At 60.3% G+C, this 22,000-nt stretch carries 20 protein-coding genes, 3 tRNA genes and 3 pseudogenes; 15 read left to right on the plus strand and 11 right to left on the minus strand.

The features are described from left to right. The first annotated feature begins 52 nt into the window (after window positions 1-52). The 4 genes and pseudogenes from HMPREF2978_RS08465 to HMPREF2978_RS08480 all read left to right on the plus strand — a co-directional run bounded on the left by HMPREF2978_RS08465 (window position 53) and on the right by HMPREF2978_RS08480 (window position 3,591). On the plus strand, window positions 53-1,201 hold the full coding sequence (locus HMPREF2978_RS08465; RefSeq protein ID WP_070744999.1) for an ABC transporter substrate-binding protein: 1,149 nt from the start codon (window positions 53-55) through the stop codon (window positions 1,199-1,201). A 2-nt stretch (window positions 1,202-1,203) separates the two neighbouring features. Further along, window positions 1,204-2,319 carry a FecCD family ABC transporter permease gene (locus HMPREF2978_RS08470; protein WP_246818749.1) on the plus strand — a complete coding sequence of 372 codons (1,116 nt, stop codon included), beginning with the start codon at window positions 1,204-1,206 and terminating at the stop codon, window positions 2,317-2,319. Beyond that, complete coding sequence (locus HMPREF2978_RS08475) at window positions 2,310-3,071, plus strand: ABC transporter ATP-binding protein (protein WP_070745001.1); 762 nt, start codon at window positions 2,310-2,312, stop codon at window positions 3,069-3,071. Before HMPREF2978_RS08470 ends, HMPREF2978_RS08475 begins: the two co-directional genes overlap by 10 nt. Before the next feature lie 11 nt (window positions 3,072-3,082). Continuing rightward, window positions 3,083-3,591: pseudogene (locus HMPREF2978_RS08480) on the plus strand (2'-5' RNA ligase). 80 nt (window positions 3,592-3,671) lie between these two features. On the opposite strand, the gene HMPREF2978_RS08485 reads toward HMPREF2978_RS08480, so the two are convergent. After that, window positions 3,672-3,744 (minus strand) — tRNA-Lys (locus HMPREF2978_RS08485). 289 nt (window positions 3,745-4,033) lie between these two features. Between HMPREF2978_RS08485 and HMPREF2978_RS08490 the strand changes: the two genes are divergently transcribed. The 3 genes from HMPREF2978_RS08490 (at window position 4,034) to sucD (ending at window position 7,559) form a co-directional block, all read left to right on the plus strand. Beyond that, a complete protein-coding gene (locus HMPREF2978_RS08490) occupies window positions 4,034-5,263 on the plus strand; it encodes a L,D-transpeptidase (protein ID WP_070525347.1) in 1,230 nt (409 codons plus the stop codon). 236 nt (window positions 5,264-5,499) lie between these two features. Continuing rightward, window positions 5,500-6,672 (plus strand): ADP-forming succinate--CoA ligase subunit beta, encoded by a 1,173-nt coding sequence (gene sucC, locus HMPREF2978_RS08495; RefSeq protein WP_210383612.1) that lies wholly within the window; start codon window positions 5,500-5,502, stop codon window positions 6,670-6,672. A gap of 8 nt (window positions 6,673-6,680) precedes the next feature. Beyond that, window positions 6,681-7,559: a succinate--CoA ligase subunit alpha gene (gene sucD, locus HMPREF2978_RS08500; RefSeq protein WP_070525349.1), complete on the plus strand. Its 879-nt coding sequence runs from the start codon at window positions 6,681-6,683 to the stop codon at window positions 7,557-7,559. A 61-nt stretch (window positions 7,560-7,620) separates the two neighbouring features. Here sucD and HMPREF2978_RS08505 read toward each other — a convergent pair whose 3' ends face one another. The 4 genes from HMPREF2978_RS08505 to orn all read right to left on the minus strand — a co-directional run bounded on the left by HMPREF2978_RS08505 (window position 7,621) and on the right by orn (window position 10,026). Then, the gene (locus HMPREF2978_RS08505; RefSeq protein ID WP_070745003.1) at window positions 7,621-8,166 is read right to left on the minus strand and encodes a DNA-3-methyladenine glycosylase; all 546 of its coding nucleotides are present in this window, start codon (window positions 8,164-8,166) and stop codon (window positions 7,621-7,623) included. Window positions 8,167-8,193: 27 nt separating this feature from the next. Then, window positions 8,194-9,054: a siderophore-interacting protein gene (locus tag HMPREF2978_RS08510; RefSeq protein WP_070745005.1), complete on the minus strand. Its 861-nt coding sequence runs from the start codon at window positions 9,052-9,054 to the stop codon at window positions 8,194-8,196. A gap of 218 nt (window positions 9,055-9,272) precedes the next feature. Beyond that, window positions 9,273-9,345: transfer RNA gene (locus HMPREF2978_RS08515), tRNA-His, on the minus strand. 48 nt (window positions 9,346-9,393) lie between these two features. Next, window positions 9,394-10,026, minus strand: coding sequence for an oligoribonuclease (orn, locus tag HMPREF2978_RS08520; RefSeq protein WP_246818750.1), 633 nt, complete (start codon window positions 10,024-10,026; stop codon window positions 9,394-9,396). Window positions 10,027-10,295: 269 nt separating this feature from the next. Here orn and HMPREF2978_RS08525 point away from each other — a divergent pair, with 269 nt between their 5' ends. Continuing rightward, window positions 10,296-11,840: an alanine/glycine:cation symporter family protein gene (locus tag HMPREF2978_RS08525; RefSeq protein ID WP_070745008.1), complete on the plus strand. Its 1,545-nt coding sequence runs from the start codon at window positions 10,296-10,298 to the stop codon at window positions 11,838-11,840. A gap of 44 nt (window positions 11,841-11,884) precedes the next feature. Here the strand turns inward: HMPREF2978_RS08525 and cmrA are convergent, their stop codons facing one another. Then, entirely contained in the window at window positions 11,885-12,697 is an 813-nt protein-coding gene (gene cmrA / locus HMPREF2978_RS08530; protein ID WP_070525364.1) for a mycolate reductase, read from the minus strand. Between the two features lie 127 nt (window positions 12,698-12,824). Between cmrA and HMPREF2978_RS08535 the strand changes: the two genes are divergently transcribed. After that, a complete protein-coding gene (locus tag HMPREF2978_RS08535; protein WP_070525367.1) occupies window positions 12,825-13,010 on the plus strand; it encodes a PspC domain-containing protein in 186 nt (61 codons plus the stop codon). A gap of 17 nt (window positions 13,011-13,027) precedes the next feature. Here the strand turns inward: HMPREF2978_RS08535 and HMPREF2978_RS08540 are convergent, their stop codons facing one another. The 3 genes from HMPREF2978_RS08540 to HMPREF2978_RS08550 form a co-directional block, all read right to left on the minus strand. Next, window positions 13,028-13,660: a hypothetical protein gene (locus HMPREF2978_RS08540; RefSeq protein ID WP_070525368.1), complete on the minus strand. Its 633-nt coding sequence runs from the start codon at window positions 13,658-13,660 to the stop codon at window positions 13,028-13,030. Between the two features lie 76 nt (window positions 13,661-13,736). Further along, a tRNA-Arg gene (locus HMPREF2978_RS08545) sits at window positions 13,737-13,810 on the minus strand. 47 nt (window positions 13,811-13,857) lie between these two features. Continuing rightward, complete coding sequence (locus HMPREF2978_RS08550; protein ID WP_070525370.1) at window positions 13,858-14,151, minus strand: LysR family transcriptional regulator; 294 nt, start codon at window positions 14,149-14,151, stop codon at window positions 13,858-13,860. 76 nt (window positions 14,152-14,227) lie between these two features. Here HMPREF2978_RS08550 and HMPREF2978_RS08555 point away from each other — a divergent pair, with 76 nt between their 5' ends. The 6 genes and pseudogenes from HMPREF2978_RS08555 to HMPREF2978_RS08580 form a co-directional block, all read left to right on the plus strand. Further along, the gene (locus HMPREF2978_RS08555) at window positions 14,228-16,300 is read left to right on the plus strand and encodes a bifunctional copper resistance protein CopD/cytochrome c oxidase assembly protein (protein WP_070745009.1); all 2,073 of its coding nucleotides are present in this window, start codon (window positions 14,228-14,230) and stop codon (window positions 16,298-16,300) included. A gap of 206 nt (window positions 16,301-16,506) precedes the next feature. Next, window positions 16,507-17,151: a single-stranded DNA-binding protein gene (locus HMPREF2978_RS08560; RefSeq protein WP_070745011.1), complete on the plus strand. Its 645-nt coding sequence runs from the start codon at window positions 16,507-16,509 to the stop codon at window positions 17,149-17,151. Window positions 17,152-17,231: 80 nt separating this feature from the next. Beyond that, the gene (ettA, locus tag HMPREF2978_RS08565) at window positions 17,232-18,902 is read left to right on the plus strand and encodes an energy-dependent translational throttle protein EttA (protein WP_070525376.1); all 1,671 of its coding nucleotides are present in this window, start codon (window positions 17,232-17,234) and stop codon (window positions 18,900-18,902) included. 47 nt (window positions 18,903-18,949) lie between these two features. Beyond that, window positions 18,950-19,408, plus strand: a complete 459-nt coding sequence (locus tag HMPREF2978_RS08570; protein ID WP_070525380.1) for an acyl-CoA thioesterase — start codon at window positions 18,950-18,952, stop codon at window positions 19,406-19,408. Beyond that, window positions 19,408-20,064, plus strand: a complete 657-nt coding sequence (locus HMPREF2978_RS08575) for a DUF8185 domain-containing protein (protein WP_070525382.1) — start codon at window positions 19,408-19,410, stop codon at window positions 20,062-20,064. The genes HMPREF2978_RS08570 and HMPREF2978_RS08575 overlap by 1 nt, the downstream gene beginning before the upstream one ends. Window positions 20,065-20,272: 208 nt before the next feature. Continuing rightward, window positions 20,273-20,947, plus strand: a pseudogene (locus tag HMPREF2978_RS08580) (alanine dehydrogenase); the annotation flags it as partial. A 70-nt stretch (window positions 20,948-21,017) separates the two neighbouring features. Here HMPREF2978_RS08580 and HMPREF2978_RS08585 read toward each other — a convergent pair. Both HMPREF2978_RS08585 and HMPREF2978_RS13350 read right to left on the minus strand, forming a co-directional pair. After that, window positions 21,018-21,785 (minus strand): ATP-binding protein, encoded by a 768-nt coding sequence (locus HMPREF2978_RS08585; RefSeq protein ID WP_012714980.1) that lies wholly within the window; start codon window positions 21,783-21,785, stop codon window positions 21,018-21,020. Between the two features lie 5 nt (window positions 21,786-21,790). Further along, window positions 21,791-22,000, minus strand: a pseudogene (locus tag HMPREF2978_RS13350) (hypothetical protein); the annotation flags it as partial.

Consider the following 22,000-nt stretch of genomic DNA (forward strand, 5'->3'; position numbering starts at 1 on the left):
TGCAGGCCAGGCATCCCGTCCGCGCGTCGGGCGAGTAGTAGGGGCGTGCGCCATGGTGGCGGCGCTGGCCAGCGTGCTGGCGGGCTGTGCCTCCGACAATGCCGATGCCGGCAGCGAGCAGGCCACGGGAGCGCAGGGGACTGCCGCTGTGAGTTTCACAGACCTTGCCGGCCGCCAGGTGGAGCTGGACCACGCGCCGGAACGCGTCATCCTGGGAGAAGGCCGCAGCGTCTTTGCCACCGGCATCCTCAACAAGGAAGACCCGCTGGACAAGGTCGTGGCCATCGGATCGGACCTGAAGCAGAATGTGCCCGACTACTACCGCGAGCTGGAAAAGACCGCGCCCAAGGTCAACGAGCTGCCGGAAATCGGCGGCTTCACCAAGGGTGACGTGACCGTGGAGGAACTGATCAGCCTCGACCCGGACCTCATCGTGCTCTCCAAGGATCAGTACGAGGCCTCCCAGACCGCCGGGCTCACCGACAAGCTGGACCAGGCCGGCCTGACCTATGCCGTCACGGACTTCCGCGCCAAGCCCTTGGAGAACACCGTCCCCACCATGGAAATCTTCGCCGATATCTTCGGCCACGAGGACCGCGCGGAGGAGTTCATCGCGGACTGGCAAAAGAACGTGGACCTGGTGACCGAGCGCGCCACGAAAGCGCAGGACAAGCCCTCCACCTTCGTGTGGCGCGCAGCGGGTGTCTCCGACTGTTGCGGCTCGTGGAATGACTCCAACATTTCTGAGCTGGTCAACGTCGCCGGCGGAAAGAACGTGGCAGACGGCATCATCGAGGGTGAGTCCGGCGCGCTGACCCCGGAGAAGGTCATCGACGCCAATCCCGACATGATCATCGCCACCGGCGGCGACTGGTCCGCCAAGGTAGATAGCGCAAAGGGGCACACCGGCTTCGCTGCCGCCGGCTATGGCATCAGCGATAAGGACGCCCACGACAGCGCCGCTTCGCTGGCCGGCGTCCAACCTGGTTTTGAGGACCTCTCCGCCGTCAAGGAGCACAACCTCCACGGCCTGTGGCACCAGTTCTACAACTCGCCCTTCAACTACCTGGCACTCCTCCAGATCGCCGCGTGGCTCCACCCAGAGGACTACGCAGACGTCGACGTTCAGCAAGAATGGGCCGAAGCCCAAGAGAAATACTCGCCCGTCCCCGGCGACGGAACCTTCTTCAGCACCAACTAGTCATGAGCATTCTCACCTCAACCGCGCGCTCGGCAAGCCCTGAACGGACCACGCGCGCAGAAACCGCGGTGCTTCCCGTGGAGGCCCTCGCACGCGAACACTCCCGAGTGACCCGCCGCCGCATCGCCATCGTCGCCGGGCTTATCGGCGTAGCGCTCGCCGCATTCGTTCTTAGCGTGATCGTTGGCGCCATCGACCTCACCTCGGGCCAGGTGCTGCGGGGGATGGTGGATCCGGGAGGCGTCGACAAGCAAACGCGTACAGTCCTGTGGAGCCTGCGCCTGCCTATGGCAGTCATGGCGCTGCTTATCGGCGCCAGCCTGTCGCTGGCTGGCGCGCAGATGCAGACCATCCTGGATAATCCGCTGGCAGAGCCCTTTACCCTCGGCATCTCCGCGGCGGCTGCCTTCGGCGGAGCCAGCGCCATCGTGTTGCGCTGGCAGCTTCTGGCCCAGCCGCAGTTCAACCTCGCGCTCATCGCGTGGTTGTCGGCGGCGCTGGCCACGGCCATCATCGTCGTCGCCGCCGTTATTCGCGGTGCGAAGTCCGAGACGATGGTGCTGCTCGGCATCGGCCTCGTCTTCTTCTTTCAGGCCATGCTGGCGCTCATTCAATACCGCTCTTCCAGCGAGGCTCTACAACAGATCGTTTTCTGGTCCATGGGTTCGCTCACCCGCGCTAGCTGGCAGGCCAACGCCGTGCTGGCCGGCGTGCTTGCGGTGGCGTTGCCCATCCTGGGAGCGCTGTCGTGGAGGCTGACGGCGCTGCGGCTCGGCGATGCCCGCGCCACCGCCCTCGGTATCAACACCTCCCGCCTACGCGTGATTGTTCTCGTTGTGGTCTCGCTCGTCGCGGCCACCACCGTGGCTTTCGCCGGCATCATCGGTTTTATCGGCCTGGTGGGCCCGCACATCGCGCGCATGTTGGTGGGGGAGGACCAGCGTTACTTCGTGCCGGCCTCCATGGCCGCGGGCGCAGCGGTGATGTGCGCCGCCCACGCGCTAAGCCTCCTGATTAAGCCCGGACTGGCCATCCCCATCGGCATCGTCACCTCGCTTCTGGGCGTGCCATTCTTCATCGCCATCGTCATGACCCGGAGGAGGGCATTGTGGACGTAGATCTCACCATCTCCGATCTGACCGCCGGTTATGGTTCGCGCACGGTGGTAGACGGGCTGAGCCTTCCCACCCTGCGCGGCGGGCAGGTCGTGGGACTGCTGGGGCCGAACGCGTCAGGCAAGACCACCACCATTAAGTCGCTCGCCGGCGTGCACCGCGCGCGGGGCGGCACGGTGGACTTTCGCGTCGATGGCCAGAGCCCGCGCGGACAGCGGCGCCGCCAGCTTATCGGCTATGTGCCGCAGGGCCTGCCGCACACCGCGGCGCTGCGCGCGTTTGAAGCGGTGCTGATTGCGGCGCGGCGCGAAGCGTGCGAGGACCCAATCACCCGCACCGCCGAGGTCCTGCACTCCATGGGGCTCGACGACATTGCGCAGCGCTACCTCAACGAGCTCTCCGGCGGCCAACGCCAGCTCGTCGCCGTGGCGCAGATGCTGGTGGGGACCCCTGGGCTCATGCTTCTCGACGAACCCACCTCCGCTCTCGACCTCAACCGGCAGCTCTTCGTCTTGGGCCGCGTGCGGGCAAAAGCTCGGGAGGAAGGAAGCCTCGCGTTGGTGGCGATTCATGACATCAACCTGGCGGCCCGGATGTGCGACCAGCTCGTCGTGCTCCATGGCGGCAAGGCCCGCGCCCATGGTGCGCCGGGAGAGGTGCTCACGGAGGAGCTCTTGCGCGAGGTATACGGCGTAGAGACGGATGTGCTGGACCACCGCGGGCAACCCGTCGTGGCGCTGCGGGAGGTTAGTTAGACTCGGGCCGTGTGAGCCGAAATTCGCCCGAAAACCTCCTGTTGTACCTCACCCCAGAGGATGAAGACACGATCCGGGAAGTCTATGCTGCCCTGGCTCAGCGTGGCTTTCCGGTGCAGCACCAGCGCCCGCACATTACGGTAACGTTTGCGCCGGCGCTCGAGACCGCAGTCGTCGACGAGGCCCGCACGCTGTTGCCGCCGCTACTGCCGGCGCTGTTTCATCGCGTCGGGACGGTGGTATTCGGGAGGAAAAGCAAGCAGACCGTGGCGTGGCTTCTGGAAACCACGGACGAGTTGGAGATCGCTGCGCGCCAGTTAAGCGCCGCGAACCCGGAAGGCCGCGGGCCGCGATGGACCCCCCGCACCTGACGATGGGGCTGCGCCTGCCCCGAGCGCTCGTTCCCGACTATATGCGGGCACTCGATGAAATCTCGACGTTTGAGCACAAGGAATTCACGGCGGCGCAGGCCGCGTGGTGGCTGCCCAAGACGCAGCGCTTGGAGGTCTTCGGGGCTTAAGGGTCTAACCCCCTTAACCCGGCCGTCGGGGCTGTGGGACGAGGAAACCCCCTTCATCTAGGATGAAGGGGGTTAAACTGTGCGCCATCAGGGAATCGAACCCCGAACCCACTGATTAAGAGTCAGTTGCTCTGCCAATTGAGCTAATGGCGCTTGTGTCTACCCGGTGACTTCTGATTTCCTCAGCGCCTGCCGTGCAACGAGATGTAACTTTAACACCCTCTTTGTGAAAAGGTAAAATCGCCAGGTGAATAAAGGTTTTTAGGTGCCTTAGGTAGCAGCTACTTTTCTCTTCTTTGAAAGCGCGGAGTGCGGGAGTGGGGAAGGCTGGTAACGAAACGGTTAAGGGCGGTGGCGCTAACTAGTTAGACGGCGGTGCGGGCGGTTAGGCTTAGTGCACTCTTGTCATTGTCTTTAATCTTTCTATGAGCTAGGGGTTTCTGTGCGTTCTCTATTCCCTTCTGCACGTCCCGCAGTACTTCTCTCGAGCCTTGTTGTGACGGCTTCCCTTCTGGCCGCCTGCACCATCGGCGGGGCCGAGGATTCCAGCCCGGCTGAAAAGCAATCGCAGGCAGATGTCCAAGCGAGTGCTTCGGCAGAGGCGTCGGCGTCGGCAGCCGCTAAGGCGAAGCAGTTGAAGTTTTCCGTCAAGGACGGCGCCAGCAACGTTGACCCCTCCGAACCGGTGGAGGTGAGCTCCCCGGCGGGCCTGAAGTCGGTGACGATGACCAACGAGGCTGGTATTGAAGTGGAAGATGAGTTGTCCTCTGACTCGACCACTTGGAAGAGCGCTGAGGTGCTGGGCTATAACCGCACGTACACCATTGATGCCACGGACAAAGATGGCACCCACAAAACCATCACGTTCACCACCCCGCAGGCTGCAGCGGTGTCCGAGGTGGCTTTGAGTCCACTGCCGGACTCCGAAGTGGGCGTGGGGCAGGTCATCGGCGTGCGCTTTGGTAACTACGTCACTGACCGCAAGGCGGCCGAAGAGACGATTAAGGTCAAGACTGAGCCCGCCGTCGAAGGTGCTTTTTATTGGGTGAATAACCAGGAGGTGCGCTGGCGCCCGGAAAACTATTGGGAGCCGGGCACGAAGGTGACTGTCGACGTTGACCTGTACGGCCGTAACCTCGGCGGCGGCGTCTACGGCGGTGAGGATGCCTCCACCAACTTCACCATCGGCGACCGCGTCATCACGCTGATTGATAACAACACCAAGATGATGTCGGTGTTCAAGAATGGTGAGGTGCTGCGCCGCATTCCTGTGTCGATGGGCAGGGATGGCCAGTGGGATACCCCGAATGGCACCTACATCATCGGCGATCAATACCCCTCCCTGGTCATGGATTCCACCACCTTCGGCCTAGCTCTTGATGCTGGCGGCTATAGGACTGACGTCCAGTGGGCAACTCAGATGTCCTACTCCGGAATCTACGTCCACGCGGCACCCTGGGCTGTCGGTGCTATGGGCAGTTACAACCAGTCCCACGGCTGCATCAATGTGACTACTGAGGCTGCTCAGTGGTTCCAAAACACGGTCAAGCGCGGCGATCTGGTCAAGGTCTCTAACACCGGTGGCGGTGTGCTGAGCCCGCTCGACGGCCTAGGGGACTGGAACATGGATTGGGCCACCTGGTCTGCGGGCAATGCTGACGCTAACCAGTAGCTCTCCTGGGGCGGTGCTTATCGACGGTGCCGCCCAGGGTGCCCCCGAAAGTTAAATCAGCTAATTCTTTGTCGGGGGTTTAAACATCTATAACGGGCAGCGTTTCATCGCACATGCGCGGCGTGCAAAGTGTGTGAAGTGCGACGCTTTAACTTCTGTAAAGTGGTTTGCATCACGTCTTTGTTTTGGTGAATCTTGTGGAGAACTAGTTTTTCACTGCAAAGATGGAGGCAGAAGTGGATCTCTACGAGTACCAAGCTCGAGACCTCTTTGAAGCTCATGGCGTTCCCACACTCAAAGGCATCGTTGCGACCTCAGCTGTGCAGGCTGAAGAAGCAGCCGCGAAGTTGGGGACACCGGTGGTCGTGGTCAAAGCGCAAATTAAGACTGGCGGACGCGGCAAGGCCGGGGGAGTCAAGCTCGCGCACAGCCCCGCGGAAGCTGCGGAAAAGGCCAATGAGATCTTAGGCTTGAAGATCAAAGGACACACCGTGCGCAAGGTCATGGTGGCCGAAGGCGCGGACATCGCCGCGGAATACTATTTCTCAATCCTCCTCGACCGCACCAAGCGGCGCTACCTAGCCATGCTCTCCAAGGAGGGAGGCGTGGAGATTGAAAAGCTCGCCGAAGAGCGCCCAGATGCCCTGATTAAGCGCAGCTTCTCCCCACTCGACGGCATGACGGACACGCTGGCGCGGGACATGGCGTATGAGGCGGGGTTTGATGAGGGGGACGTCGCCAAGCTGGTGCCCGTATTCAAGAAGCTCTACACGGTGTACACGGAAGAAGACGCCACGCTGGTGGAGGTCAACCCACTGGTCAAGACGTCGAGTGGTGACATCATTGCGCTCGATGGCAAGGTCACGTTGGATGATAACGCGCAGTTCCGTCACCCAGAACACCGCGACCTTCAAGACCACGGCGCGACCGATCCGCTGGAGCTCAAGGCACAGAAGATGGGGCTGAACTATGTGAAGCTCGATGGTTCCGTGGGGATTATCGGCAATGGTGCTGGCCTCGTGATGTCCACGCTCGACGTTGTGGCCTATGCCGGCGAGGATCTTCCTTCGCAACCGAAGCCCGCGAACTTCCTAGACATCGGTGGTGGCGCTAACGCCGAAGTGATGGCCAACGGGCTGGAAGTGATTCTTAGTGATCCGCAGGTGAAATCGGTCTTTGTCAACGTCTTCGGTGGCATTACCGCCTGTGACGAAGTGGCTAAAGGCATCGTGCAGGCCTACAAGATTCTGGACTCGGAGGGGATTGAACCCAAGCCGCTTGTGGTTCGCCTCGACGGCAACAATGCGGAGCTTGGACGCACGATTCTCAATGACGCACACCTGCCCAAACTGGAGCAGGTAGAAACCATGGATGCTGCCGCCCGCAGGGCTGCGGAGCTGGCGAACTAGGAGTAGACATGTCGATTTTTCTCAACAAAGACTCGCGGATCATCGTGCAGGGCATGACGGGATCCGAAGGCATGAAGCACACACGCCGCATGCTGGAATCCGGCTCCAACATTGTGGGTGGGGTCAACCCGCGCAAGGCAGGTGAGCGCGTCGATATTGATGGGCGCGAGATTCCTGTCTTCGGCAGCGTGCGTGAGGCCATGCAGGCGACAGAGGCCAACGTCACCGTGATTTTTGTGCCGGCAAAATTCACCAAGGGCGCCGCGGAAGAAGCCATCCGTGCCGGTATTGAACTCGTGGTCATCATCACGGAAGGAATTCCGGTGAAGGACACTGCGGAGCTCTATGCGCTGGGACGGGAGTCCAAAACGCGCATCATTGGGCCGAACTGTCCAGGGCTCTACACGCCGGGCGAATCCAATGCGGGCATTATTCCGGCAGAGACTGCGCCGAACCCAGGAAAGATTGGCTTGGTGTCGAAGTCGGGCACCTTGACGTATCAGATGATGTACGAGCTGTCCGATATTGGTTTTAGTACGTGCGTAGGAATCGGCGGCGATCCGATTATCGGGACCACGCACATTTCGGCGATTGAGGCCTTCCAGAATGATCCGGATACCGAGGCCATCATCATGATCGGTGAAATCGGCGGTGATGCAGAGGAGCATGCCGCTGCCTATATCAAGGATCACGTGACGAAGCCGGTCATTGCCTACATCGCAGGTTTTACCGCGCCGGAGGGCAAGACGATGGGGCATGCTGGCGCCATCGTGTCTGGTGGTTCTGGCACGGCAGAAGGCAAGAAGGCAGCGCTGGAAGCGGCCGGCGTGAAGGTGGGCAAGACCCCCTCGCAGGCAGCGGAGCTGGTGCGCGCAGCCTTGGCTTAACGATGCGGCGCATGAGCCCACATGCGGTGTATGAGTCCTGAGGCTCATACACCGGTAGGGGTTAGCGGGGGAGCCCGCGACGTCGAGACACTGTCTTGTCGAAGGGGATCCAAAAACGCAGCGCGGCGTCCTGGTTCTTTGAGATGCCGATGCGTGGCCCGCGGACCCACTCAGGTTCCTTATCGCGTTGTTTAAGGCGGATGGGCGTGCCGTTGTCCGCGATGCTGAAACCAAGGGCCTTGCCTAAGTTGCCGGGGCCGCGGGCCAGATTATGAAATTCCGTGTCACCCCGGCGTTGGTAGGCAAGGTCTATTCCGTCGATGACTTCCCCGCCGCGGAGCAAGCAACCCTGACCGGTGCCTTCGGGCGCACAGACGATATTGCCGTTCCGGTGGATGCCGTAGGACATGTAGACGTAGAGGCGGCCGGGTGGGCCGAACATGGCGGCGTTGCGCGGGGTGCGGCCGTTGAAGGTGTGTGAGGCCTCATCGTTTGCGCCGAGGTAAGCCTCGACTTCCGTGATGCGCACCGAAACGCCGTTGTGCGTGAGCACCGTGCCCAGAAGCTGGGGAGCAATGACGTCGGCGGTGTCGGTGAAATCGATCATTGCCGCAGTCTAACGCGAAAACAACCGTTAGGCCTTAGCTCTTTCTTCCTCGGCCTCAATTGCCGCGTTGAATTCACGCTTGGAGGATTGCCACTGGTCCTCAGTCATTCCGATACGCCAGTAGCCAGAGATGGAAACGTCTTCCTTTGGAATTCCAGATTCAACGAAAAGGAAGCGGCGGAGCTCTTTGATCATCTCGGCGACACCATGGATGAACCAGCTGGTCTTCTTCTCATTGGGGATACCAGCCTCGCGTACCACGCGGGATAGCTCAGTACCGTGGGTGGCACCATTGCGGACTACCCAGACGATCTCCACACCCTCGCGGGTGGGCAGCTCAAAGGTGCGGTCCTCGGCCTCGATCTCAATGAAGACAGTAGCGGTCGCGCCCTCGGGGAGATGCTGCACACCGGCACCGATGGCCGGCGCTGCAGATTCATCGCCGGCGAACACAAAGTGCTCATAGTCTTCGGTTGGCCCCCACGCGCCACCAGGGCCGAGGAAGCCAATCTTCTCGCCGACCTCGGCTCTGCGTGCCCACGGACCGGCCAGGCCGGAATCACCATGGGCGACAAAATCAACGTCGAAGTCCCCGGTGTCAGAGTTCAGGTTGATCAGGGTGTAGGTGCGGAGAATTGGTTGTTTATCGCGCGGTTGCTCTTCGCGAATCTGCTGGACATCAAACGGCCAAGAATAATCGGCGCTTTCTGGCACGAACAGCAACTTGATGTAGTGATCCGTAAACTCCAGCTCCTTGCCCACAAAAGCAGGGGAGTTCATGCTCAACCGAACCAAATCCGGAGAAACCTGGTAGCGACCAGTCACGGTTGCTTCATGCGCTTTACGGGGCTTGCGCTTCGGCGCTGCCTCTTCAGCTTGGCCAGCCATCGTTATCACTGTCCTTTGAAAACTTGAGTTGCTGTGCGGGCGGAAGCCTACACACTATTCAATTAGGTAAGGCTAACATACTCAAGTCCGGCTGCTAACATACTCAAGTCCGGCTGGTTGTGGGGGTTGGTGGTGGTGCGCGGGTGCGGTCGTGTCGGGGGCTCAATGCAAAAAACTAACCCCGCATCCTGCTCAAACAGAATGCGGGGTCTATTCGGGGTGGCTGACGGGGCTCGAACCCGCGACACCCAGGATCACAACCTGGTGCTCTACCAGCTGAACTACAGCCACCATCGTTGCCGAAAGCAACGAGATACAGGTTAACCCACGTTGTCCGTTTTACAAAAACGCCTGGTAGTCGTCGGTAGTAGACGCCTTGAGCTCCTCAGCTTCCGGGGTGGAAGGCCCGCCATCAGTGCGGAAGACGCTGCGGCGGTAGAAATCCAGCTCACGAATGGACTCAATGATGTCCTGCAGGGCTCGATGTGCCATGCCTTTATCCGGCTGGTTGTAGTACGCGCGCGGGTGCCAGCGGCGTGCCAGTTCCTTAATTGTGGAAACATCAATCATTCGGTAGTGCAGCGCGGCGTCCAGGCGCGGCATGTATTCGCGAATGAAGGTGCGGTCCGTTGCGATGGAATTGCCTGCAAGGGGTGCGGGGTGGTTGGCGTCGCAGTGCTTCTCGACGAGCTTCAACACGGCCTCCTCTGCTTCCGCAATCGTGATTGCAGACTCTCGAATCTCCTTGTCCAACCCAGACTTCGCGTGCATCTCGGTGACAAAGTCATCCATCTGCGCGAGTTCTTCCTCCGTGGCGTGGACGACGAGGTCAATGCCTTCGTCGAGAATGTTCAGTTCGGCGTCGGTAATCACGGCGGCAACTTCCACGATTACGTGGCGCTTCGGATCGAGCCCGGTCATCTCCAGGTCGATCCAGACGAGGCGGTCGTTCTTAGCGGGGGTATCACTCATGCCTTCCACCATAGTTTCTCTTGGGGTGTGGTCGGAGATGCACCCTTTCGGTTCAGTGGGGGTAAGTGGGGGTGGAGGGCGGGTGTGCTTATCGAAATCGGTCCCTTAATCGATATGTGCTGGGGTTTCTACTGACTATGAAGGCTGAGTTTGGCGGCTTTTTGAACTTTTTCATGGTTTTGCTGACGAAAACCGTGGTGGATAGGACATGATTAGTGCACCCTTTAACGTGATGGCACTCACATAATTCGAAGGACGGTAACCTACCGATGTCAGCCTTTCTCGATACCCTCAATTCTCTAATCTGGTCACCAGCATTAGTCTTCCTGTGCCTCGGCGCGGGCATTTACTTCACGCTGGCCACCAAGTTTCTGCAGATTCGCTGCATTCCGGACATGCTCAAGCAGCTGAAGGATGGTGAAAGCTCCGATTCGGGCGTGTCTTCCTTCCAATCGCTCATGATTTCCCTGGCCGGCCGTGTCGGTGTGGGCAACATCGCCGGTGTAGCGACGGCTATTGCCTTCGGCGGGCCGGGTGCGGTGTTCTGGATGTGGGCGGTAGCGCTGCTAGGGTCCGCCACCTCCTTCGCGGAATGTACCCTGGCGCAGGTTTATAAGGAGAAGGACCAGGACACCGGCGAGTACCGCGGTGGCCCGGCCTACTACATCGAAAAGGCTTATAAGCACACCAAGGCCGGACCATTCATGGTGGTCTACGGCATCGTCTTCGCCGTCGCAATGATCCTTGCCACCAGCTACTTCCTGCCTGGCATCCAGGCTAATGGCGTGGCCGCTGCAGTTCAGAACGCTTGGGGCATCGAAGTTGGTTGGTCTGCCCTGGTTCTGGGCGGAATTCTCGCGATCATCATCATTGGCGGTGTGAAGCGTATTGCTAACTTCGCGTCCCTCGTGGTTCCGTTCATGGCGGCGGCATACATTCTCTTTGCCATCATCATCCTGATCATGAACTTCAACCAGATCCCCGAGGTCTTCGGCATGATCTTTAAGTCCGCCTTCGGCGCGGAGCAGGCTTTCTCTGGCCTGTTGGGTTCGGCCATCATGTGGGGCGTGAAGCGCGGCATTTACTCCAACGAGGCCGGCCAGGGTACTGGTCCGCAGTCTGCCGCGGCGGCGGAGGTGTCCCACCCGGCTAAGCAGGGCTTCGTGCAGGCCTTCGCGGTCTACATTGATACCCTCTTCGTTTGCTCCGCGACCGCTTTCATCATCATCTCTACCGACATGTACAAGGTCTTCGAGGGTGAGTCAGAGGATGGCCCTGTGCGCTACGCCGGCTCCATTCCGGATGGCGTCGAGGTTGGACCGGGCTTTGTCCAGCACGGTCTCGACACCCTCCTGGCAGGTTTCGGCCCGAGCTTCATCGCCATCGCCATTGCGTTCTTCGCCTTCACCACCGTCCTGGCGTACTACTACATGGCGGAGGTCAACCTGACCTACTTCAACCGCTGGATTAGCAACAAGACCACCCGCCGCGCACTCGTGTGGCTCCTGCGTATTCTCCTCGTGGCCTCTGTGGTTGTCGGAGCGACCACGACTCCGGGCGCGGCCTGGGCTCTGGGTGATATCGGTGTTGGCGCGACCGCATGGCTCAACATCATTGCCATCCTCTTCCTGCAGGTTCCGGCGCTCAAGTGCCTCAAGGATTACAGTGCGCAAAAGGCTGCCGGCAAGGACCCGCAGTTTGACCCAGAGGCACTGGGAATCCAGAACGCTGAGTTCTGGGTCGAGCGCAAGCTCGCCCGGGAAGAGGCCGCACAGAAGGCAATCGCGGAGCAATCACCGCTCCAAAGCAAGTAAAGCAATGCCCGCTCTCCACGGGGGAGAGCGGGCATTTTCATGCGCTAGGCCATCTTCGAATAGAAGCTGCCGATGAGTGGTGCAGCAATTGGAGTCGGCACAATCTTGCCCAGCGCGTTCATGGCCTTCGATAGCGGCCCGGGTACCACGCGGCGCTGGTTGCGGGCCATGGCCTCGAGGGTCTCTTCGGAGCAGGACTCATAGGTGGTCCACAAGAAATCTGGGACGACCTTGTCCACGATGGATTGCTCTTCCTCCGGGATGACGGCATCGCGCACTGGGCCAGGGGCGAGCAGCGTGCAGGTTACACCGGAGCCCTTGAGCTCGTAGTGAAGGGCCTCAGTAAAGGCGTTGACGCCCGCTTTGGTGAAAACATAGGTGGCATTGTTTGGAATGGAGACGTTGCCCGCGGCCGAGCCTACGTTGCAAATGGCGCCGCTGCGTCGCGGCAACATCTGCTTCAGCGCGGCGCGCGTCAGGCGGTGAACGGCCTTGCCGTTGAGGTCAAACTGCCGGGTTTCATAGTCCCAGTCCTGGTCCATGAACTTACCGAAGCTGGCGATACCCGCCGAGTTGACGATGATGGAAATCTCTTTACCCGCCATGAACTCAATGACGCGGTCCACATCTGCAGCCTCGGAGAGGTCCGCTGCCAGCGCGATGGCGTCCACTTCGTGGCGCGAGCGCAGGTCCGCAGCGATGGACTCGAGGACGTCTTCGCGGCGTGCGACGAGGATGACGTTGTAACCGCGGGCAGCCAGGTCCTTGGCCATCGCAGCACCAATTCCCTGGCTAGCGCCAGTCAACAGCGCATAGGAGGAGCGGGTAGGGGCAGGCAGCCCGGGGGAGTGAGCCATAAACGGCGTCCTTTCTCTCAGGGTGGGAAGTCTCCACCCAGCGTAGAGCAATCAGGGTTTAAATCAGGGTAAACACCGATGAATCCTTAGGCCCAACTCTGGATAATGGAAGGCGAAAGGAGACATCATGAACAACCAACGTTTAACCCGTTCTGCTACTGACACGATGCTCGGCGGCGTCTGCGGAGGCATCGCGCAGACCTATAACCTCGATCCGACCTTGGTGCGCATTCTCTTCGTTGTTGCCACGCTGCTGGGCTTCTCGGGAATTCTGCTCTACCTCATCCTCTGGGTCGTCATTCCAGTGGAGTAATCGGAAACCTCTGCAAACTACTGCAACGGGCCCAGAGCCATAAACCGCTTCCACGTTTCCCACTCTTCCCGCAGGCGCGGCAAGGCGCTGGGTGGGGTGGCGGAGTCGTCGACAAGCACGGCGTCCTGCATGCGCACGCCGTTGTCGAAGAAGAGCGCCGCGTGCCCGGACGCCCCGTAGCGGAGGACCGGCACCAAGTTGAGCCCGTCGAAAGACAGTGGGGCGTTGGGGCGCACATCGAGCCCCGCGATCGCCGCGAGCGTGGGCGCCAAGTCGAGAGGGGAGGCGAGCTCTGCGCACTCCCCGGACTCTGCAACCCCGGGCCATAGAAGGGACATGTTCGCCTTGTTGCCCTGTAGGGAGCACACTGCCACGACACCATTGAGGTCATTCAGCAGTTGGGCTTCTGGTTGCTCGAGAAGGCGGAAGACCCGAGAAGAGGCAGGCTGGGTGTCTTCCCGAACCTCGAAGCCGGAGTCCTCGAAAATCTCCGTGATGCGCGTTGTGGCTCCGCGCTGTGGGTATTGTCCGGTGAGCACCGCGCGGCGTGACGCAGCATAGCTTGGTGCTGGGACCCACGCGTTAACGAAGCGCATACCACGCAGCGCTGATTCCGGGGCGTGGTCAAAAGTCGCGAGGGTGATGTCCATGGAAGTGTGTCCAATCTGTGCCCAAAGGCCACTGTCTGAGGCTTAGTGAAACCCTAGAAAGTGGCCTTGACCTGCGTGCCCCCAGCAGGATTCGAACCCGCGACACATGGGGTAGAAACCCACTGCTCTAATCCACTGAGCTATGGAGGCGTACCGAAACATCATAACGCACAGCTGTGAACTGCCCGATTATCGGGCTATCGCTGGTGTTGCTTCGGTGCTGGTGTCGAGGAAGCAAACTCGGCAAGGCGTGCGGTGGCGGTGGTGAGGAGGGAATCGATCGAGGTGGCCACGCCGTAGAGGTAATCCCCGGCCTCCGTGGTTTGGACTCCACCGCGTCCGCGGGACAGCAGCTTCACGTTGAGATCTTTTTCAAGCTTGCGGACGGTCAGGCTCAAAGAAGGTTGCGTGAGCTGCAGCGCTTCCGCAGCTTGCGTGAAAGAACCGTGATCTACGACGGCTCGAAAGTGGTGAAGCTGGCGAGAGTCCATGAGAGCAGACTACCCGAATGCTGAGAATTATTTACCTTTTAGGTAAGAGAACGTCTGTGGCGGTAGACTGCCCACCATGCACACTGAGAAAGAAAAACCCAGCTCACAGCACTTGCGGGGGCTGGCGCACTCGGGGTCGGGAGCGCAGCCTTCCCGCTTGTTGAATCTTTCTTTCGTCGTCTTCGCGGGCCTCGTGGGCGGAATTATTTCCTTGTTCTTTCTCGCGGACTCGCTTGCCGCCCTGGGCATCCCCGACCCAGGCCGCATGACAACGTTCGGCCTTCCCTTCTTCCGCGCGGTTGCCTGGATGCTGATGGCGCTAGCCATCGGTTCATTTATGTCCAGCGCCTTCTTGATTTACCCGGCCGTGCCGGACAAGGACAATGAGCGTCTCATCGAGGCTGGCCTGACCGTCGATGGGCACATTGCGGCGCGCACCGGTGCATGGGCCGCCGTGGGTGCCGCGGTGGTGTCGCTGATTGAGGTCCCCCTCGTGATGTCGGACCTCACCGGTACCCCGTTGGGCCAGGTCCTCAACCCAGAGCTGATGGGCATGGCGGTGGGGCAGATTGCCACGTCGCAAGTGTGGCTACTCACCGCGGGGATAGCAGCGCTCGTTGCCATCATGGGCTTTGTGGCGCGCACGTGGGCGGGCCAGGTTGCCACGTTCTTCCTGTCGCTGTTGTTGACGGTGCCCCTCGGCATGGAGGGTCACTCGGCCTCCGGCGGTGATCATGATTACGGCACGAACTCGCTGCTATTGCACCTGTTCTTCATCATGCTGTGGATCGGCGGGCTCATGGGCCTCATTGCGCATGGCCGCCGCCTAGGGCCTGACATGGGCGTGGCGGTTCGCCGGTATTCCACCGTTGCGCTGCTGTCCATCTTGGGGCTGGCGGCGACCGGTGTGGTCAACGCGCTCATCCGCGTTGAGCTGGGGGATTTATTCACCACTCGCTATGGCTTGCTGGTGCTGAGCAAAGCAGTGCTCACGGTGGTGCTCGCGGTCATAGGCTTTGTGCATCGCCGGGTCACCATTCCCCAGCTGAAACGTGTGCCGCGCCTGTTTATCAGGGTCTCCGTGGTGGAGGTTCTCATCATGGCGGCCACAGTCGGCGTGGCCATCTCGATGGGTCGCACGCCGCCCCCGCCACCGCGGGATCCGAACCTCAACGCCATGCAAATCCTGGTGGGCTACGAGCTTTTCGATGCCCCCACGGCCACCAACGTGTGGACCATGTTCCGATTTGATCTCATGTTTGGCTCGCTCGGGCTCGTGCTAGCCGGCTTCTACCTGTACGCGCTCTGGCGCCTGAAGCAGCGAGGGCTGACGTGGTCGGTTGGGCGCACGACGTGGTTCCTTATGGGCTCACTGGGCATGACGCTGATCATGAGCAATGGTATTGGCCTATACATGCCGGCGTTGTACTCCATGCACATGTTGGTGCACATGATTCTGTCCATGGCGATCCCTCTGTGCCTCGTGTTGGGCGCCCCGGTAACCCTGGTGATGGAAGCGTTTGAGCCTGGGGAGCCGGGCAAGCCCACGCTTCACGACGCCGCCGTTGCCCTCACCAAATCCCGTACTTTACGTGTGCTCACGCACCCCGCGGTCAACGTCCTGCAGTTCTTGGCGATCCTCTACGTGCTCTACCTGTTCCCGAACTTCTACGAAGTTGCCATTTCGGAGCATGCCGGGCACGTCATCATGAATTGGGTCTTCTTGATTTCCGGCTATATCTACTACTGGGAAGTCATTGGCCCGGATCCATTGCCGTGGCGCGCGCCCACGGGCGTTCGCCTGCTCATCCTGTTTGTGTCGATGCCCCTGCACCTTTTTGCGGGTGTCTACCTCATGCAGATGCAAGTCATTCTCGGCCTGGACTTCTATGAATCATTGAACCTGCCGTGGAACCCGGATTTCGTCACCGATCAGCGGACCGGCGGCGGTATTTCCTGGGGCTTCGGCCAGTTCCCGCTGGTGATTGTGTTCGGTTCGCTATTCCGGGACTGGCTGCGCGAGGACCGTGCGACTGCCCGGCGCTATGACGCCAAGGCGGAGGTGGACGGCGATGCCGACCTGGCAAGCTACAACGCCATGCTCAAGCAGATGGGGGAAGGCGACGAGTCGAGCTTCCGTCAGCACTAGGAATGTGGCGTACCCGGCGTGGCGAAAAGAGGACGTCTGCCTGGGTAAATAGATTTTTTGTTGACGCTTGCAACAAGTTATCCACAGGTTGGCGGCGCAGTCATTGCGAGTGCTGTTCTTGGTGGCAAAGATGCGAGGTAAGGGAGGCGCATCGCTTCCTTAACCTCAAGAAAGCCACGAGCCATGACCAGCAAAGGAATCACGCAATGTCTCAATACCCAATCTCCATTACAGGACGCCTGACCCACAACCCGCACCTGACCAAAATCAGCGACACCATGTATAAGGCCCGCATCCGTATCGCTTCTTCCCGCAGCGTTCCGGAGAAAGACGAGGAGGGCAAAACCGTGTGGCGGGAGCTGGACCTCAACTTTATCGATGGTGAAGTGTGGGGTCAGTGCGCCATCAACGTGAAGAAATCCCTGTATAAGGGCATGCCAGTCTTCGTTATGGGCTCCATTGTGACGGACCGATGGGAGGATAAGAACGGAGCTACGCGCTCTAGGACCTTCATCAAGATTGCTCACGTGGGCCTAGACCTCAACCGCTTCTGCATCACTTCAACCAAGATTGGTACCTCCTACGGTGAGGAGGGCAGCGAAGCCCTCTGGCTAGGGGAGAACCCGCCGGCGCTGGACGTGGACTACACGGCACCGCCGAGCGATACACAGAACGCAGGGGATGCGCAGAACACAGAGAACACAGAAGGCTCGGGGAACCCAACGGAAGAAGCAATGCCAGCTGCATTGCGGCCGGGAGATACTCCGCAGGACACCGCGGCGGACCGTCAGCAAGCGCAGTCCGGCGCTGAGCCATACCTTGAACCGGAGCCAGAAGAAGCGATGGTCTAAGGACAAAGGACTACCGCCACCCATGTCATGTAGTCTTTGTACTGTTATTTACCAATCCTGACAGAAGCAAAGGGTGAAACATGGGCGAATTCATCTACACGATGAAAAACGTGCGTAAGGCCATCGGTGACAAGGTTATTTTGGACAACGTCACCATGGCTTTCTACCCGGGCGCCAAGATTGGCGTCGTGGGCCCCAACGGTGCAGGTAAGTCCTCGATCCTGAAGATTATGGCCGGACTGGATCAGCCTTCCAACGGCGAGGCTTTCATCGATCCGGGCAAGACCGTCGGCATCCTCCTCCAGGAGCCGCCGCTTAACGAGGAAAAGACGGTCCGTCAGAACGTCGAAGAGGGCCTCGGAGAAATCTTCCAGAAGAAGCAGCGCTTCGAAGAGATTGCTGAAGAGATGGCCACCAACTACTCCGATGAGCTCATGGAGGAGATGGGCAAGCTCCAGGAGGAGCTGGATGCCGCCGATGCCTGGGAAGTGGATTCCAAGATCGAGCAGGCCATGGAAGCGCTGCGCTGCCCGCCGTCCGATGACCCGGTGACCAACCTTTCCGGTGGTGAGCGCCGCCGCGTTGCGCTGGCCAAGCTGCTGCTGAGTGAGCCGGACTTGCTGCTGCTGGACGAGCCTACTAACCACCTGGACGCCGAGTCCGTCCAGTGGCTGGAGAAGCACCTCGAGACCTACCCGGGTGCGGTCCTTGCCGTGACCCACGACCGCTACTTCCTCGACCACGTCGCGGGCTGGATCTGTGAGGTTGACCGCGGCAAGCTCTACCCCTACGAGGGCAACTACTCCACCTACCTGGAGAAGAAGGCCGAGCGTCTCGAGATTGCTGGCGCTAAGGACAAGAAGCTGCAGAAGCGCCTCAAGGACGAGCTCGCCTGGGTTCGCTCCGGTGCGAAGGCCCGCCAGGCCAAGAACAAAGCCCGTCTCCAGCGCTACGAGGAAATGGCTGCGGAGGCCGAGCAGTACAAGAAGCTCGACTTCGAAGAGATTCAGATTCCGACTCCGCCGCGCCTGGGCAACAAGGTCGTGGAGGTCAAGAACCTGACCAAGGGCTTCGACGGCCGCGTCCTCATCAAGGATCTTTCCTTCACCTTGCCGCGCAACGGCATCGTCGGTGTCATCGGCCCGAACGGTGTGGGTAAGTCCACCCTGTTCAAGACCATCGTGGGATTGGAGCAGCCGGATTCCGGTTCCGTCGACGTCGGCGAGACCGTCAAGCTGTCTTATGTTGACCAGGGCCGCGAGAACATCGACCCGGAGGCCACCGTGTGGGAGGTTGTCTCCGATGGGCTGGATTACATCCACGTTGGTCAGAACGAGATGCCGTCCCGCGCCTACCTCTCCGCTTTCGGTTTCAAGGGTGCTGACCAGCAAAAGCCTTCCAAGGTTCTCTCCGGTGGTGAGCGTAACCGCCTGAACCTGGCCCTGACCCTGAAAGAGGGCGGCAACCTGATCCTCCTCGATGAGCCGACCAACGACTTGGACGTGGAAACCCTGGGTTCCCTGGAAAACGCCCTGGAGAAGTTCCCTGGCTGTGCCGTGGTCATCTCCCACGATCGCTGGTTCCTCGACCGCACCTGTACCCACATCTTGGCGTGGGAGGGCAACGTCGCAGAAGGCCAGTGGTTCTGGTTCGAGGGTAACTTCGGTGACTACGAGAAGAACAAGGTTGAGCGCCTCGGCGAGGAGGCTGCACGCCCGTCCCGCGTTACCCACCGTAAGCTCAGCCGCTAGGCCATTAGTCCCTAGCGTTAAAGCACGAACTCCGGAAGGAACCTGGAATGTCCGCTCAGAATGTTGTGTCGGAGAAGACCAAGGACAACGTCCACGCGCTTACCGTGGGCGTGCGCTGGTCGGACTTCGACATGTACGGCCACATGATGAATGCCAACTTCATTGAGCTGGCGCAGGAGGCGCGCTTGGCTTTTGCCATGCACCACTTCTACGCTCGCGGCGTCAACATGGTGGCTTTCGTTCGCCACATCGAAGCGGACTATGTCCGCCCCATCAAATGGGATGGACGCCATGGAACGGTGACGGTGGAAACCACGGTGGTGCGCCTCGGCACCACGTCTTTCACCACTCGCCAGACGATCAAGGATGCGCAGGGCCAAGTAGCCTGCGTCATTGATTGCGTGCAGGTCACCATTGACCCGGCTACTCAGATGCCACGGGAGGTCTCTGAGCAGGAGCGCAACATTATCTTGGAGCACGCCGTCGTCGAGCTTGAGCAGCAGTAATGGAGCGCGAAACTCTGACACTGCGCAGCGGTGGGGTAGGGCTTCGCGCCCTCCTCTCCCGCGCGACGGGGCTGGATGCATCCGCAGCGGTGCGCCTGCGTCAATACGACACCAACCAGGCTGAGGTCTTTGTGACCACGCCGTTCGACGTTGTCGTGGCGCGGCGTTGCGAGGGGACCGTGGGCCGCGACGGTGCCGTGGTATCGGCGCAGGCGCTTCTCGACGCCCTCCACACCGCCCCCGACTCCCTCGGCCACGAAGGAGGCGTGGAACTTGATTTAGGCCCAGCGCGCGATCCGTCCTGGCCGGGGGCCTTGCCGCCGGAAAAGGGCTTTCGGGAGATCGACTCGCTGCCGGTTGACGTTGTCCGTGAACTCGCGGACAAGGGTCGCCAGCTGGCCCGCCAATTCTCCGGGCCGATGGGGCCTCCGAAGAGCCTGTTGAATCAGACGGTGCTCACCGTGAATGATGCGGAGACTCAGGTGGAGATTCCCATGCGGATGATCTTTGCCTGCACGAGCTTGGGCCTCATCCCGGGCTTTGCCGCCTCACTGGAGATCCCCCGCCACCTTCGCGTGGCGGGCAAGGGGCGTTGGGTGCGCCTCGATGCGCCTTATGGCAGCGTCTACCATTCGACGCGGCTGTCCTTGTTCTAAAGGTTGCTAAAGCAATGTGTACCCCGCCAGTGCGGCGCCCACGGCGACCGTCCACGGCGGGGTTATGTATAAATAGCGCTACGCCTGCCGCAGGGCGCTATACCTACCTTGGATTTGGTCGGGCCGAGACGGCACACAAAAGGGGTGATCTGCGTTACCCTAAAGGGGTCGAATTCTATTTCTTCAGCAAAAGGAGATGGCTCGAATCATGCGTATTGGCGTACCCAAAGAAATAATGAACAACGAAAACCGCGTCGCGCTGACCCCGAGCGCGGCGGACACGCTGATTAAAGACGGCCATGAGGTTCTGGTTGAGACCACGGCGGGGGAAGGTGCCTCCTTCCCTGACTCCGAGTATCAGGCCGCCGGCGCGACCATCGTTCCCACTGCCGCGGAGGCATGGGCCGCGGAGATGGTGGTCAAGGTCAAAGAACCGCTGGAGTCTGAGTATGGCTACTTGCGCGAGGATCTGCTGCTGTTCACCTACCTGCACCTAGCCGCGGACCGGCCGTTGACGGATGCCCTGATGAACTCAGGTACGACGGCCGTAGCCTATGAAACCGTGACCGACTCTCGCGGCACCTTGCCACTGCTGACCCCGATGTCCCAGGTGGCTGGTCGTCTTGCAGTAATCGAGGGCGCACATCACCTGCTCTCTACCGAAGGCGGGCGCGGTTTGCTGGTCGCCGGTGTACCAGGTACGCGGCCGGCTCGCGTCGTCGTCATCGGTGGTGGCCAGGTGGGGGCGTCGGCAGTCGCGATGGCGCATGGCCTGCGCGGCGAGGTGACGGTGCTGGACCTTGAACCGCACGTGCTGCAGCGCTTTGATGAGCAGTATCAAGGCAGCGTGCGCACCATTGTTCAGAAGACTGAAATGGTAGCGGTGTGGTGAGTATCTGGTAGCGCCTGAGTGAGTATCCGGTAGCGGTGTCTCACTCAGGCGTTGTTGGTGGTTATGCGTTGGTGTTCAGGCGCATGTTTGGTCCTTCGAGTGTGATGATCTCGGCGCCGGAGACGAGTCGGTTGAGGATTGACTCGGAGATCACGGCGTCGGGGATGGACTTGTACCACTCCAGTGGGGTGAATTGTGAGGTCACTATCGTTGAGACTTTGCCTTCACGGCCGGCGAGGATGTTGAGAAGTTGGTGCGCAGTCGCGGCATCAACAGGTGTGGTCAGGAAGTCATCGAGGACTAGGACATCGACGTCGTGGAGGTGCTGGATGAATTTCAGCCGTTTAGGGTCATCGGGTTGGAGGACTGCCAGTTCGGCGGCGAGCATGTCGGTGCGGTAGAACCGTGCGGAGTAGTCTTTGCGGCATGCTGCTGTGATCAGGGCTTGGGCGAGGTAGGTTTTGCCGACTGAGGATTTGCCCAGGATGACAATGTTTTGGCCCAGGTGGCACCATTGTCCGTGAGCGAGTCTGCTGACTTGCTCGGGGTTGATGTTGCGGTCAGGCGTGCAGACCACGTTTTCAAGGCAAGCATCAAGGTTTGGAGATCGGGATGCTTTCAGCAGTTTGTTGATGCGTCGCTCGCGCCTGGCCGCGACTTCTTTATCAAGTGCGTAGAGCACCTTTTGGGAAAACGTCCATGTGTCGAATGCGGGATCGTTGGCGATGTCGATGACGCTTCTGCCAAAGGCTGTCATCCGCAGCGCGGTGAAGTCGGGCAGGACGGATTCGTCAAGGAAGCGATCTGTTGGCGGGGTTGGTGATGACAAGGGGTTTAGTTTCCTTTCTTTGCGAGGTTGTCCATGCTGAACTGGTCTGCACCGCCGAGAAACGCGCCGGTGGTATCCCGGTCAGCGGCTACAGGCTGGGCGGTTGTGGTGCTACGCGGGGCCTGGTCTAATCCGCGGGGCCGAGTGGCGTGTTCTTTGCGTATGGCGGCCATCATGTTTTGGACCTGACCCCTGTTTGGTGGACACCTGATATC

Origin of the sequence: Corynebacterium sp. HMSC074C01 (assembly GCF_001814605.1) — a bacterium.
Lineage (GTDB): Bacteria > Actinomycetota > Actinomycetes > Mycobacteriales > Mycobacteriaceae > Corynebacterium.

What these genes read in the sequence shown, in the direction of transcription:
- HMPREF2978_RS08560 (WP_070745011.1), top strand. Translation starts at nt 16,507, where the DNA reads ATGTCTCAATACCCAATCTCCATTACAGGACGCCTGACCCACAACCCG.
- HMPREF2978_RS08575 (WP_070525382.1), top strand. Translation starts at nt 19,408, where the DNA reads ATGGAGCGCGAAACTCTGACACTGCGCAGCGGTGGGGTAGGGCTTCGC.
- HMPREF2978_RS08570 (WP_070525380.1), top strand. Translation starts at nt 18,950, where the DNA reads ATGTCCGCTCAGAATGTTGTGTCGGAGAAGACCAAGGACAACGTCCAC.
- HMPREF2978_RS08465 (WP_070744999.1), top strand. Translation starts at nt 53, where the DNA reads ATGGTGGCGGCGCTGGCCAGCGTGCTGGCGGGCTGTGCCTCCGACAAT.
- cmrA (WP_070525364.1), bottom strand. Translation starts at nt 12,697, where the DNA reads ATGGCTCACTCCCCCGGGCTGCCTGCCCCTACCCGCTCCTCCTATGCG.
- HMPREF2978_RS08555 (WP_070745009.1), top strand. Translation starts at nt 14,228, where the DNA reads ATGCACACTGAGAAAGAAAAACCCAGCTCACAGCACTTGCGGGGGCTG.
- HMPREF2978_RS08525 (WP_070745008.1), top strand. Translation starts at nt 10,296, where the DNA reads ATGTCAGCCTTTCTCGATACCCTCAATTCTCTAATCTGGTCACCAGCA.
- HMPREF2978_RS08505 (WP_070745003.1), bottom strand. Translation starts at nt 8,166, where the DNA reads ATGATCGATTTCACCGACACCGCCGACGTCATTGCTCCCCAGCTTCTG.
- HMPREF2978_RS08540 (WP_070525368.1), bottom strand. Translation starts at nt 13,660, where the DNA reads ATGGACATCACCCTCGCGACTTTTGACCACGCCCCGGAATCAGCGCTG.
- HMPREF2978_RS08535 (WP_070525367.1), top strand. Translation starts at nt 12,825, where the DNA reads ATGAACAACCAACGTTTAACCCGTTCTGCTACTGACACGATGCTCGGC.
- sucD (WP_070525349.1), top strand. Translation starts at nt 6,681, where the DNA reads ATGTCGATTTTTCTCAACAAAGACTCGCGGATCATCGTGCAGGGCATG.
- HMPREF2978_RS08550 (WP_070525370.1), bottom strand. Translation starts at nt 14,151, where the DNA reads ATGGACTCTCGCCAGCTTCACCACTTTCGAGCCGTCGTAGATCACGGT.
- HMPREF2978_RS08510 (WP_070745005.1), bottom strand. Translation starts at nt 9,054, where the DNA reads ATGGCTGGCCAAGCTGAAGAGGCAGCGCCGAAGCGCAAGCCCCGTAAA.
- orn (WP_246818750.1), bottom strand. Translation starts at nt 10,026, where the DNA reads ATGAGTGATACCCCCGCTAAGAACGACCGCCTCGTCTGGATCGACCTG.
- ettA (WP_070525376.1), top strand. Translation starts at nt 17,232, where the DNA reads ATGGGCGAATTCATCTACACGATGAAAAACGTGCGTAAGGCCATCGGT.
- HMPREF2978_RS08470 (WP_246818749.1), top strand. Translation starts at nt 1,204, where the DNA reads ATGAGCATTCTCACCTCAACCGCGCGCTCGGCAAGCCCTGAACGGACC.